This is a genomic window from Streptomyces sp. NPDC049541, from assembly GCF_044465725.1.
Classification (GTDB): domain Bacteria; phylum Actinomycetota; class Actinomycetes; order Streptomycetales; family Streptomycetaceae; genus Streptomyces.
Genome location: NZ_JBITLY010000004.1, coordinates 279,364 through 291,930 on the forward strand (window position 1 = coordinate 279,364; position 12,567 = coordinate 291,930).

Here is a 12,567-nt window from a genome sequence, read left to right on the forward strand (position 1 = left end):
CATGAAGGTCGGCGCGGTGATCATCACCATGGGCAACCGCCCCGACGAGCTCCGCGCCCTGCTCGACTCGGTCGCCAAGCAGGACGGCGACACGGTCGAGGTGGTCGTGGTCGGCAACGGCTCGCCCGTCCCGGACGTCCCCGAGGGCGTCCGTACGATCGAGCTGCCGGAGAACCTCGGCATCCCCGGTGGCCGCAACGTCGGCGTCGAGGCCTTCGGCCCCAGCGGCCGCGACGTCGACATATTGATGTTCCTCGACGACGACGGACTCCTCGCCCAGCACGACACCGCCGAGCTGTGCCGCCGGGCCTTCGAGGCCGACCCGAAGCTGGGCATCATCAGCTTCCGCATCGCCGACCCCGACACCGGGGTCACCCAGCGCCGCCACGTGCCGCGCCTGCGCGCCGCCGACCCGATGCGCTCCTCCCGGGTCACCACCTTCCTCGGCGGCGCCAACGCCGTCCGTACCAAGGTCTTTGCCGAAGTCGGCGGACTCCCGGACGAATTCTTCTACGCCCACGAGGAAACCGACCTGGCATGGCGGGCCCTCGACGCGGGCTGGATGATCGACTACCGGTCCGACATGGTGCTGTACCACCCGACTACCGCGCCCTCGCGGCACGCGGTCTACCACCGCATGGTCGCCCGCAACCGGGTCTGGCTGGCCCGCCGAAACCTTCCGGCCCCGCTGGTCCCGGTCTACCTCGGGGTCTGGCTGCTGCTCACCCTCGTCCGCCGCCCCTCGCGGCCCGCCCTGAAGGCATGGTTCGGCGGGTTCAGGGAAGGCTGGACGACTCCCTGCGGGCCACGCAGGCCGATGAAGTGGCGTACCGTGTGGCGGCTGACCCGGCTGGGCCGACCTCCGGTGATCTGACAAGCTCGTTCCTGTGAGCAATCGCCCCACCCGGCCAAGGCTCCTGCGCATGCCCGCACAGGCTGCGCACCCCGAAGACGAAAGTTTCCACCAGTGAGTGAGACAACGCACGACGACAGGGTCGCCCTGGGCGCGGCCGTGTCGCCCGACGAGGGCCTCCCGGCGAGCCGGCTGGCCGCCAAGTACGGGCTGACCGTGAGCGGCGCCCGGCCCCCCCTTGTCGAGTACGTCCGCCAGCTCTGGGACCGGCGTCACTTCATCCTCGCCTTCTCCCGGGCGAAGCTGACCGCCCAGTACAGCCAGGCGAAGCTGGGCCAGCTGTGGCAGGTGGCCACGCCCCTGCTGAACGCGGCCGTGTACTTCTTCATCTTCGGCATGCTCCTCAAGGCCAACCGCGGACTGCCGCGCGACATCTACATCCCGTTCCTGGTCACCGGCGTGTTCGTGTTCACGTTCACGCAGAGCTCGGTGATGGCGGGCGTGCGGGCGATCTCCGGCAACCTCGGCCTGGTGCGCGCGCTGCACTTCCCGCGCGCCTCGCTGCCGATCTCCTTCGCGCTGCAGCAGCTCCAGCAGCTGCTCTTCTCGATGATCGTGCTGTTCGCCGTGGCGATCGGTTTCGGCAGCATCCCGGACCTGTCCTGGCTGCTGATCCCCGTGGTGCTGGCCCTGCAGTTCCTGTTCAACACCGGCCTCGCGCTGATCATGGCCCGTGCGGGCGCCAAGACCCCGGACCTCGCCCAGCTGATGCCGTTCGTGATGCGGACGTGGATGTACGCGTCCGGCGTGATGTTCTCCATCCCGATCATGCTGGCCGACAAGCCGCAGTGGCTGGCGAACGTCCTGCAGTGGAACCCGGCCGCCCTCTACATGGACCTGATGCGCTTCGCGCTCATCGACGGCTACGGCTCGGAGAACCTGCCCGACCACGTCTGGATGGTCGCGGGCGGCTGGGCGGCCCTGTTCGCCGTCGGCGGGTTCCTGTACTTCTGGAAGGCGGAGGAGAGGTACGGCCGTGGCTGAGCAGAACGACCAGGGGACCGGCGAGCGGATCCCGACCGTCATCGCCGACGAGCTCCACATCGTCTACCGCGTGCACGGCGCCAAGACCGGCAAGGGCAGCGCCACCGCCGCCCTCAGCCGCATCATCAAGCGCGGCGAGGAGCGCGGGGTGCGCAAGGTGCACGCCGTCAAGGGCGTCTCCTTCGTCGCCTACCGCGGCGAGGCCATCGGACTCATCGGCTCCAACGGCTCCGGCAAGTCGACCCTGCTGCGCGCCATCGCCGGGCTGCTCCCGGCGGAGAAGGGCCGCGTCTACACCAATGGCCAGCCCTCGCTGCTGGGCGTGAACGCGGCCCTGATGAACGACCTGACCGGCGAGCGGAACGTCATATTGGGCGGGCTCGCCATGGGCATGTCCCGCGAGCAGATCAAGGAGCGCTACCAGGGGATCGTCGACTTCTCGGGCATCAACGAGAAGGGCGACTTCATCACCCTGCCGATGCGCACCTACTCCTCCGGCATGGCGGCCCGACTGCGCTTCTCCATCGCCGCCGCCAAGGACCACGACGTCCTGATGATCGACGAGGCGCTGGCCACCGGTGACCGCAAGTTCCAGAAGCGCTCCGAGGAACGCATCCGTGAGCTGCGCAAGGAGGCCGGCACGGTGTTTCTCGTCAGCCACAATAACAAGTCGATCCGCGACACCTGTGACCGCGTCCTGTGGCTGGAACGCGGTGAGCTGCGGATGGACGGGCCGACCGAAGAGGTTCTCAAGGAGTACGAGAAGTTCACCGGCAAGTAGTGCATCCGGGCCTGGACGCATCGGCCAGGACGGATCGCGGGGCCCTGCCGCAACCTCTGCGGCGGGGCCCCGCGTCTGCAAAGGAAACGTCAACTCGGTCTCGCCTTAGGAATCTTGACGCCAATCGGTGTGTTGTTGTGATGTGCAGGACACCCCAGGGAACCTCGCTGCGTTGTACAACGTAAGCTGTACCGGTCCCGAAACGCGGCAAGTGGGGCGATAAGGCGCGACACCCCCAGCCGGGACAGCCGCGCGGACGGCCGGGCGGCGTGTCCGAAATAGTATGCATTGGGTCGGCAGTGTAGAACGGGAGATGTGACGGCAATGGCTACGGAAACTCCCCAGCTGAACGCAGCATGTGCCGTCCCCGCGCCGGGCAGTCACCGGTGACGGGAACCGGCATGTCGCATGCCGTTGATCCGGAGCGCGACACGCTCGACAAGGCCGCGGGCGAGAACTTCCCCGTGGCACCCTTCTTCCTGCCCAGGGCCTGGCGCGCCGACCTGATGGCCGTGTACGGCTTCGCCCGTCTGGTCGACGACATCGGCGACGGCGACCTGGCCCCCGGCGGCGCCGACGCCCGTCTGCTCGGCGTGTCGCCCGAGGACGCCGAGGACCGGCTGCTGCTCCTGGACGCCTTCGAGGCCGACCTGAACCGGGTCTTCGACTCGACCCCGCACCACCCCCTGCTGCGCCGCCTCCAGCACACGGTCCGCCGCTGCTCGCTCACCCCCGAGCCCTTCCTCGGCCTGATCGCCGCCAATCGCCAGGACCAGCTCGTCAGCCGCTACGAGACGTACGACGACCTGCTCGCGTACTGCGAGCTGTCGGCCAATCCCGTCGGCCGCCTGGTGCTGTCCGTCACCGGCACCTCGACGCCCGAACGCATCCGCCTCTCGGACGCGATCTGCACCGCCCTCCAGATCGTCGAACACCTGCAGGACGTCGCCGAGGACCTCGGCCGCGACCGCATCTACCTGCCCGCCGAGGACATGAAGCACTTCCATGTCCAGGAGGCGGATCTCGCCACGCCCACCGCGGGCGCATCGTTGCGCGCACTGGTTGCGTACGAAGCACAACGCGCCCGCGATCTCCTGAATGAAGGCGCCCCCCTCGTGGGTAGCGTCCACGGCAGGTTGAAGCTGCTGCTCGCGGGATTCGTGGCGGGGGGAAGGGCGGCGGTCAAGGCGATCGCCGCCGCGGAATACGACGTACTTCCCGGCCCGCCCAAGCCCGGCAAGGTCCAGCTGCTGCGCGAGGTGGGCGTGACTCTGCGAGGAGAGGGGTGATCCGGACCGTGGAGTCGGAACAACACGTGTCCGCACCGGTACTCGCCGCCTACAGCTACTGCGAGACCGTCACCGGACAGCAGGCCCGTAACTTCGCCTACGGCATCAGGCTGCTGCCGACGCCCAAGCGCCGCGCGATGTCGGCGCTCTACGCGTTCTCCCGGCGCGTCGACGACATCGGCGACGGCGCACTGGCCGGCGAGGTCAAGGCGGAAAGACTCGAGGACACCCGGGCGCTGCTGACCCGGGTGCGTGAGGGGTCGGTCGCCGAGGACGACATCGACCCGGTCGCCGTCGCCCTCGCCCATGCCGCCGAGACCTTCCCGATCCCGCTCGACGGCCTGGACGAGCTGATCGACGGCGTGCTGATGGACGTGCGCGGCGAGACCTACGAGACCTGGGACGACCTGAAGGTCTACTGCCGCTGCGTCGCGGGCGCCATCGGACGGCTCTCGCTCGGCGTGTTCGGCACCGAACCCGGGGCGCGTGGCGCCGACCGTGCGCCGGAGTACGCCGACACCCTGGGCCTCGCGCTGCAGCTCACCAACATCCTCAGAGACGTCCGCGAGGACGCCGAGGGCGGCCGCACCTATCTGCCCTCCGACGACCTCGCGAAATTCGGGTGCTCGGCCGGGTTCAGCGGGCCGACACCCCCCGAGGGATCCGACTTCGCGGGCCTCGTGCACTTCGAAGTGCGACGGGCCCGCGCCCTTTTCGCCGAGGGCTACCGGCTGCTGCCCATGCTGGACCGGCGCAGCGGCGCCTGCGTCGCCGCCATGGCCGGCATCTACCGGCGGCTGCTCGACCGCATCGAGCGCGACCCGGAGGCCGTGCTGCGCGGCCGGGTCTCGCTGCCCGGCCGGGAGAAGGCCTACGTCGCCGTGCGTGGACTGTCCGGGCTGGACGCCCGGCATGTGACGCGGAGGACCGTCAGGAGGCGCGCCTGATGGACAAACAGGGCCAAGGTGATGTCGCCGACGAAAAGCGGCACGCAACCCTCCGGGCGGGGACGGCGTCCCTGACTGCAGCGGTCGGCCGTGAACCGTTCAACCACGGCGTTCGCGCAGGGGAGGGTGCACGATGAGCGACGACGGCACGCGGGGCGACGAGCCGCTCGCGGATCCGGCGGGGCGTTCCGCAAGGGACGCCGTCGTGGTCGGCGGCGGGCTGGCCGGGATCACCGCCGCACTCGCACTCGCCGACGCGGGAGTCCGCGTCACCCTGATCGAGGGCAGGCCCCGCCTCGGCGGCCTGGCCTTCTCCTTCCAGCGCGGCGCACTGACCGTCGACAACGGGCAGCACGTCTATCTGCGCTGCTGCACCGCCTACCGCTGGTTCCTCGACCGTATCGAGGGCACGGCGCTGGCACCGCTGCAGGACCGTCTCGACGTGCCCGTGCTCGACGTGGACAAGCCCGAGGGACGACGGCTCGGCAGACTGCGGCGCGACGCCCTGCCGGTGCCCCTGCACCTGGGGCGCAGCCTCGCCACCTATCCGCATCTCTCGCTCGCCGAGCGGGCCAAGGTGGGCCGGGCCGCGCTCGCGCTCAAGGGGCTCGACCTCGCCGATCCGGACCTGGACACGCAGGACTTCGGCAGCTGGCTGACCGCGCACGGTCAGTCGGCGCGTGCCGTCGAGGCCCTGTGGGACCTGGTCGGGGTCGCCACCCTCAACGCGGTCGCGGGCGACGCCTCGCTGGGGCTCGCCGCAATGGTGTTCAAGACCGGTCTGCTGTCCGACCCGGGCGCGGCCGACATCGGATGGGCGCACGTCCCGCTGGGCGAACTGCACGACCGGCTCGCCCGCAAGGCGCTCGACTCCGCGGGCGTCCGTACCGAGGTCCGTACACGCGTCACCTCCATCCTCACTGACGAAAACGGGCGCTGGAGCGTTCAGGTTCCCGGCGAGACCCTCACCGCGGACGCCGTCGTGCTCGCCGTACCCCAGCGCGAGGCCCACGACCTGCTGCCTCAGGGCGCGCTGGACGCCCCCGAAAATCTTCTTCGGATCGGCACCGCGCCGATCCTCAACGTCCATGTCGTCTACGACCGCAAGGTGCTGCACAAGCCGTTCTTCGCGGCCCTGGGCACCCCCGTGCAGTGGGTCTTCGACCGCACCGAGGCCTCCGGTCTGCGCGAGGGCCAGTACCTCGCCCTGTCCCAGTCGGCGGCCCACGACGAGATCGACGAACCGGTCGCCGTGCTGCGCGAGCGCTATCTGCCCGAGTTGGAACGGCTCCTTCCGGGCACGCGCGGCGCGCAGGTGAAGGACTTCTTCGTGACCAGGGAGCGCACGGCGACGTTCGCCCCCACACCCGGCGTCGGGCGGCTGCGGCCCGGCGCCCGTACCAAAGCCCCCGGCCTCTACCTGGCCGGAGCGTGGACCGCCACCGGGTGGCCCGCGACCATGGAGAGTGCGGTCCGCAGTGGAGTGAGTGCGGCGGACGCCGCCCTCGCCACCCTGGGCCGGCCCCGCCCGAGTCACCTCTTCGACGTCGAGGAGGCGGCGTGATGCTCGATCAGCACGCGGCAGGCCCCCGCACCCCCGGTACCGCAACAAGAGGAGAGACTGTGCCCACTGTGCCCCCGGCCGAGACGGCCGATCGAGCGACCGCAGTGGACGTGACCGCGCTCCTTGAGCGCGGCCGGACCCTTGCCACACCGGTACTGCGGGCGGCCGTCGACCGCCTGGCCCCTCCCATGGACACCGTTTCCGCCTACCACTTCGGCTGGATCGACGCCGAGGGCAACCCCGCCGAAGGCGACGGTGGCAAGGCCGTGCGCCCCGCACTCGCGGTCCTGTCCGCCGAGGTCACCGGCGCCGCACCCGAGGTCGGCATCCCCGGCGCCGTGGCCGTCGAACTCGTCCACAACTTCTCGCTGCTGCACGACGACCTGATGGACGGCGACGAGCAGCGCCGCCACCGCGACACCGTCTGGAAGGTGCACGGCCCCGCCCAGGCGATCCTCGTCGGCGACGCCCTGTTCGCCCTCGCCAACGAGATCCTGCTGGAACTCGGCACCGTCGAGGCCGGTCGCGCCACCCGCCGGCTGACCACCGCCACCCGCGCCCTGATCGACGGCCAGGCGCAGGACATCTCCTACGAGCACCGCGACCGCGTGAGCGTCGAGGAGTGCCTGGAGATGGAGGGCAACAAGACCGGCGCGCTGCTCGCCTGCGCCTCCTCCATCGGTGCGGTGCTCGGCGGCGCGGACGACCGCACCGCCGACACCCTGGAGAAGTACGGCTACCACCTGGGCCTCGCCTTCCAGGCCGTCGACGACCTGCTCGGCATCTGGGGCGACCCGGTCTCCACCGGCAAGCAGACCTGGAGCGACCTGCGCCAGCGCAAGAAGTCCCTGCCGGTCGTGGCGGCGCTCGCGGCGGGCGGATCCGCCTCCGAGCGGCTCGGTGAGATCCTCGCCGCCGACGCCAAGAGCAGCGACTTCGAGAACTTCTCCGAGGAGGAGTTCGCCTCCCGTGCCGCCCTCATCGAGGAGGCGGGCGGCCGCGAGTGGACCGCCGAAGAGGCGCGTCGTCAGCACAACACCGCCATCCAGGCGCTGCACGCCATCGACATGCCCGACCCGGTGCGGGACCGGTTCACGGCGCTCGCCGACTTCGTCGTCGTACGAAAGAGATGATCACTATCGGTCGAATAGCCCTCGCGTAGTCGCCGGCCGGTGTCGCGGGAACACGAGCACCGGCCGACGGCGGACCCACAGCAGCACGATGTGTACGACTGCACGAAGGGGAAGCCATGACAGCGACGACCGACGGAAGCACCGGGGCCCTGCCGCCCCGGGCAGCCGCGGCCAGCGAAACCGACAGCACGAGCCCCGTGGCGGCGGGGGCGCGCGATGCCGCCGTACGCGCCGTCCGACGCTCCACCGAGTTCCTGCTGTCCCGGCAGGACCCCGAGGGCTGGTGGAAGGGCGACCTCGAGACCAATGTGACCATGGACGCCGAGGACCTGCTCCTTCGGCAGTTCCTGGGCATCCTGGACGAGGACACCGCGCACGCCGCCGCCCTGTTCATCCGCGGCGAGCAGCGCGAGGACGGCACCTGGGCCACCTTCTACGGCGGACCGGGAGAACTCTCCACCACCATCGAGGCATACGTCGCCCTGCGGCTGGCGGGCGACACGCCGGACGCCCCGCACATGGCGAAGGCCTCCGCCTGGATCCGCGAGCAGGGCGGCATCGCCGCGGCCCGGGTCTTCACCCGGATCTGGCTCGCCCTGTTCGGCTGGTGGAAGTGGGAGGACCTGCCCGAACTCCCGCCGGAGCTCATCTACTTCCCCACGTGGGTACCGCTCAACATCTACGACTTCGGGTGCTGGGCCCGGCAGACCATCGTCCCGCTGACGGTCGTCTCCGCGAAGCGACCGGTGCGGCCCGCGCCCTTCCCGCTCGACGAGCTGCACACCGACCCGGCCAACCCGAACCCGCCCAAGCCCCTTGCCCCGGTGGCGAGTTGGGACGGCGCGTTCCAGCGCCTGGACAAGGTGCTGCACCAGGCGCGCAAGGTCATCCCGCGCAGACTGCGCAAGGCGGCCATGAACTCCGCCGCCCGCTGGATCATCGAGCGGCAGGAGAACGACGGCTGCTGGGGCGGTATCCAGCCGCCGGCCGTGTACTCGGTGATCGCCCTGTATCTGCTGGGCTACGACCTCGAACATCCGGTGCTGCGCGAGGGCCTGGCCTCGCTGGACCGTTTCGCCGTGTGGCGCGAGGACGGCGCCCGGATGATCGAGGCCTGTCAGTCGCCCGTGTGGGACACCTGCCTCGCCACCATCGCGCTCGTGGACGCGGGTGTGCCCGCCGACCATCCGCAGCTGGTCAAGGCGGCGGACTGGATGCTCGGCGAGGAGATCGTCCGGCCCGGAGACTGGGCCGTCAGGAGACCCCAACTGCCGCCCGGCGGCTGGGCGTTCGAGTTCCACAACGACAACTACCCCGACATCGACGACACCGCCGAGGTCGTCCTCGCGCTGCGCCGCGTCAAGCACCACGACCCGGAGCGGGTGGAGAAGGCGATCGGGCGTGGTGTGCGCTGGAACCTCGGGATGCAGTCGAAGAACGGGGCGTGGGGCGCCTTCGACGTCGACAACACCAGCCCCTTCCCCAACCGGCTGCCGTTCTGCGACTTCGGCGAGGTCATCGACCCGCCGTCCGCGGACGTGACCGCGCACGTGGTGGAGATGCTGGCCGTGGAGGGCCTCGCCCACGACCCGCGTACCCGGCGCGGCATCGAGTGGCTGCTCGCCGAGCAGGAACCGGACGGCTCCTGGTTCGGGCGCTGGGGCGTCAACTACGTCTACGGCACGGGATCGGTCGTACCCGCCCTCGTCGCGGCGGGCTTCCCCGGCTCGCACCCGGCGATCCGGCGGGCCGTGGCCTGGCTGGAGTCGGTGCAGAACGAGGACGGCGGCTGGGGCGAGGACCTGCGCTCCTACAAGTACGTCAAGGAGTGGAGCGGCCGGGGTGCCTCCACCGCCTCGCAGACGGCCTGGGCGCTGATGGCGCTGCTGGCCGCGGGGGAGAAGGACTCCAAGGCCGTCGAGCGCGGTGTGGAGTGGCTCGCGGCCACCCAGCGGGAGGACGGTTCCTGGGACGAGCCGTACTTCACCGGGACCGGCTTCCCCTGGGACTTCTCGATCAACTACCACCTCTACCGGCAGGTCTTCCCGCTGACCGCACTCGGCCGGTACGTCAACGGCGAGCCCTTCTCCAAGAAGCCTCTCGCCGAGGCCGAGGGGGGCTGATGAGCACCCTGCCCGCCCCGGCCCCGCTGCTGATCGCCTGTGCGCTCGGCATCGAGCACCTCGCCCTGCGCGCCGGCGACCGCGGCGGGGCCGGCGGGCCCGTCACCCTGCTCCGTACGGGCATGGGGCCCAGGGCGGCCGAGCGCTCCGTCACCCGGATGCTCGCTGACCCGGCCTGGAGCGGGGCCGCCGTACTGGCCACCGGCTTCTGCGCGGGGCTCGCCCCCGGTATGCACCCCGGGGACCTGGTCGTCGCCGAGGAGACCCGGGACCCGGACGGAACCGTTCCGTGCGTGGGGGCCGATCTGCTGGTCAAGGAGCTCGGGCGTGCGGTGCCCGGGCGGACCGTCCACACCGGCCCCGTCACCGGCTCCGACCATGTGGTACGTGGTCACGAGCGGTCGGATCTGCTCGCGACCGGCGCGATCGCGGTCGACATGGAGTCCGCGGCGACGCTTCTGAGCGCCGTGCGCACCGGCCCGCGCCCGGTTGCGGCCGTGCGGGTGGTCGTGGACGCTCCTGAACATGAACTTGTTCGAATCGGCACGGTCCGCGGTGGAATATCAGCTTTCCGTGTCCTTCGTGCCGTACTTCCAGCTTTCTTCGAATGGCACCGTTCTTTGCTGCTCCCCAGGAGGTGAGCCAGATGGCCATGCCGCTGCGTCAGTCCATCAAGGTCGCTACGTACTTGGCTGAACAGAAGCTCCGCAAGCGGGACAAGTTTCCGCTGATCGTGGAGCTGGAACCGCTCTTCGCATGCAATCTGAAGTGCGAGGGCTGCGGCAAGATCCAGCATCCGGCGGGTGTGCTCAAGCAGCGCATGCCGGTCGCGCAGGCCGTCGGGGCGGTGCTCGAGTCCGGTGCCCCCATGGTGTCGATCGCGGGCGGCGAGCCCCTGATGCACCCTCAGATCGATGAGATCGTGCGGCAGCTGGTGGCGAGGAAGAAGTACGTCTTCCTCTGCACCAACGCGATGCTGCTGCGCAAGAAGATGGACAAGTTCAAGCCCTCCCCCTATTTCGCCTTCGCCGTGCACATCGACGGGCTGCGCGAGCGGCACGACGAGTCGGTGGCGAAGGAGGGTGTGTTCGACGAGGCCGTGGAGGCGATCAAGGAGGCCAAGCGGCGCGGCTTCCGGGTCACCACCAACTCGACCTTCTTCAACACGGACACCCCGCAGACCGTCATCGAGGTGCTCAACTTCCTCAACGACGACCTCAAGGTCGACGAGATGATGATCTCGCCCGCCTACGCCTACGAGAAGGCGCCCGACCAGGAGCACTTCCTGGGTGTGGAGCAGACCCGTGAGCTGTTCAAGAAGGCCTTCGCGGGCGGCAACCGCCGCAAGTGGCGGCTGAACCACTCGCCGCTGTTCCTCGACTTCCTCGAGGGCAAGGTCGACTTCCCGTGCACGGCCTGGGCGATCCCCAACTACTCGCTCTTCGGCTGGCAGCGCCCCTGCTACCTGATGAGCGACGGGTATGTGCCGACGTACCGCGAACTGATCGAGGAGACCGACTGGGACAAGTACGGCCGCGGCAAGGACCCGCGCTGCGCCAACTGCATGGCGCACTGCGGCTACGAGCCCACCGCCGTCCTCGCCACCATGGGCTCCCTGAAGGAGTCCCTGCGCGCGATGCGCGAGACGGTCTCCGGAAACCGGGAGTGACACGATGACCGCCATCTCCTTGGGCGTCCCCGAGGTACCGGCCCGGCCGATCGCCGAGCGGCGCGTGTCGCGGCAGATCCATGTCGGGCCGGTGGCGGTCGGGGGCGGCGCTCCGGTGTCGGTGCAGTCGATGACGACGACCCGTACCTCGGACATCGGCGCCACCCTGCAGCAGATCGCCGAACTCACCGCCTCCGGCTGCCAGATCGTCCGTGTCGCCTGTCCCACCCAGGACGACGCGGACGCCCTCGCGACCATCGCCCGCAAGTCGCAGATCCCGGTGATCGCGGACATCCACTTCCAGCCGAAGTACGTGTTCGCCGCCATCGAGGCCGGATGTGCCGCGGTGCGGGTGAACCCCGGCAACATCAAGAAGTTCGACGACCAGGTGAAGGAGATCGCGCGGGCCGCGAAGGACCACGGCACGCCGATCAGGATCGGGGTCAACGCCGGGTCGCTGGACAGGCGGCTGCTGCAGAAGTACGGCAGGGCGACTCCGGAGGCGCTCGTCGAGAGCGCGCTGTGGGAGGCCTCCCTCTTCGAGGAGCACGGCTTCCGGGACATCAAGATCTCGGTCAAGCACAACGACCCGGTCGTGATGATCGAGGCGTACAAGCAGCTCGCGGCGCAGTGCGACTACCCGCTGCACCTCGGCGTGACGGAGGCAGGGCCCGCCTTCCAGGGCACGATCAAGTCGGCGGTCGCCTTCGGGGCGCTGCTCTCGCAGGGCATCGGCGACACCATCCGGGTCTCGCTCAGCGCCCCGCCCGCCGAGGAGGTCAAGGTCGGCCTGCAGATCCTGGAGGCGCTGAACCTCAAGCAGCGCCGGCTGGAGATCGTCTCCTGCCCGTCCTGTGGTCGTGCCCAGGTCGACGTCTACAAACTGGCCGACGAAGTCACGGCCGGACTGACGGGCATGGAAGTCCCGTTGCGGGTAGCCGTGATGGGTTGTGTGGTCAACGGCCCGGGTGAGGCGCGGGAGGCGGACCTGGGCGTCGCCTCCGGCAACGGCAAGGGGCAGATCTTCGTCAAGGGCGAGGTCATCAAGACCGTACCCGAGTCGAAGATCGTGGAGACCCTCATCGAGGAAGCGATGAAGATCGCCGAACAGATGGAACAGGACGGCGCGTCGGGGGAGCCGGCCGTCACCGTGAGCTGAACAGC

At 69.9% G+C, this 12,567-nt stretch carries 12 protein-coding genes; all 12 read left to right on the forward strand.

What is annotated here, in order from left to right:
• Position 1 precedes the first annotated feature (1 nt).
• The 12 genes from ACIBW9_RS17085 to ispG all read left to right on the forward strand — a co-directional run bounded on the left by ACIBW9_RS17085 (position 2) and on the right by ispG (position 12,562).
• Positions 2 to 874, forward strand: coding sequence for a glycosyltransferase family 2 protein (locus tag ACIBW9_RS17085; protein WP_398956473.1), 873 nt, complete (start codon positions 2 to 4; stop codon positions 872 to 874).
• A gap of 93 nt (positions 875 to 967) precedes the next feature.
• Positions 968 to 1,897 (forward strand): ABC transporter permease, encoded by a 930-nt coding sequence (locus ACIBW9_RS17090; protein WP_398955702.1) that lies wholly within the window; start codon positions 968 to 970, stop codon positions 1,895 to 1,897.
• Positions 1,890 to 2,678 carry an ABC transporter ATP-binding protein gene (locus tag ACIBW9_RS17095; RefSeq protein ID WP_398955704.1) on the forward strand — a complete coding sequence of 263 codons (789 nt, stop codon included), beginning with the start codon at positions 1,890 to 1,892 and terminating at the stop codon, positions 2,676 to 2,678. The genes ACIBW9_RS17090 and ACIBW9_RS17095 overlap by 8 nt, the downstream gene beginning before the upstream one ends.
• A 401-nt stretch (positions 2,679 to 3,079) precedes the next feature.
• Positions 3,080 to 3,967 (forward strand): squalene synthase HpnC, encoded by an 888-nt coding sequence (hpnC, locus tag ACIBW9_RS17100; protein ID WP_398955706.1) that lies wholly within the window; start codon positions 3,080 to 3,082, stop codon positions 3,965 to 3,967.
• Positions 3,964 to 4,914 carry a presqualene diphosphate synthase HpnD gene (hpnD, locus tag ACIBW9_RS17105; RefSeq protein ID WP_398955708.1) on the forward strand — a complete coding sequence of 317 codons (951 nt, stop codon included), beginning with the start codon at positions 3,964 to 3,966 and terminating at the stop codon, positions 4,912 to 4,914. The genes hpnC and hpnD overlap by 4 nt, the downstream gene beginning before the upstream one ends.
• Positions 4,914 to 5,051, forward strand: a complete 138-nt coding sequence (locus ACIBW9_RS17110) for a DUF6380 family protein (protein WP_398955710.1) — start codon at positions 4,914 to 4,916, stop codon at positions 5,049 to 5,051. Before hpnD ends, ACIBW9_RS17110 begins: the two co-directional genes overlap by 1 nt.
• Positions 5,048 to 6,478 (forward strand): hydroxysqualene dehydroxylase HpnE, encoded by a 1,431-nt coding sequence (gene hpnE, locus ACIBW9_RS17115; protein ID WP_398955712.1) that lies wholly within the window; start codon positions 5,048 to 5,050, stop codon positions 6,476 to 6,478. The genes ACIBW9_RS17110 and hpnE overlap by 4 nt, the downstream gene beginning before the upstream one ends.
• Positions 6,479 to 6,546: 68 nt before the next feature.
• Positions 6,547 to 7,611: a polyprenyl synthetase family protein gene (locus tag ACIBW9_RS17120; RefSeq protein ID WP_351469142.1), complete on the forward strand. Its 1,065-nt coding sequence runs from the start codon at positions 6,547 to 6,549 to the stop codon at positions 7,609 to 7,611.
• A gap of 116 nt (positions 7,612 to 7,727) precedes the next feature.
• Positions 7,728 to 9,734 (forward strand): squalene--hopene cyclase, encoded by a 2,007-nt coding sequence (gene shc / locus ACIBW9_RS17125; protein ID WP_398955714.1) that lies wholly within the window; start codon positions 7,728 to 7,730, stop codon positions 9,732 to 9,734.
• Positions 9,734 to 10,375 (forward strand): 1-hydroxy-2-methyl-2-butenyl 4-diphosphate reductase, encoded by a 642-nt coding sequence (locus ACIBW9_RS17130; protein ID WP_398955716.1) that lies wholly within the window; start codon positions 9,734 to 9,736, stop codon positions 10,373 to 10,375. The genes shc and ACIBW9_RS17130 overlap by 1 nt, the downstream gene beginning before the upstream one ends.
• Before the next feature lie 5 nt (positions 10,376 to 10,380).
• Positions 10,381 to 11,403, forward strand: coding sequence for an adenosyl-hopene transferase HpnH (gene hpnH, locus ACIBW9_RS17135; RefSeq protein WP_351468710.1), 1,023 nt, complete (start codon positions 10,381 to 10,383; stop codon positions 11,401 to 11,403).
• A 4-nt stretch (positions 11,404 to 11,407) separates the two neighbouring features.
• Entirely contained in the window at positions 11,408 to 12,562 is a 1,155-nt protein-coding gene (gene ispG / locus ACIBW9_RS17140; RefSeq protein ID WP_389078299.1) for a flavodoxin-dependent (E)-4-hydroxy-3-methylbut-2-enyl-diphosphate synthase, read from the forward strand.
• Positions 12,563 to 12,567 lie beyond the last annotated feature (5 nt).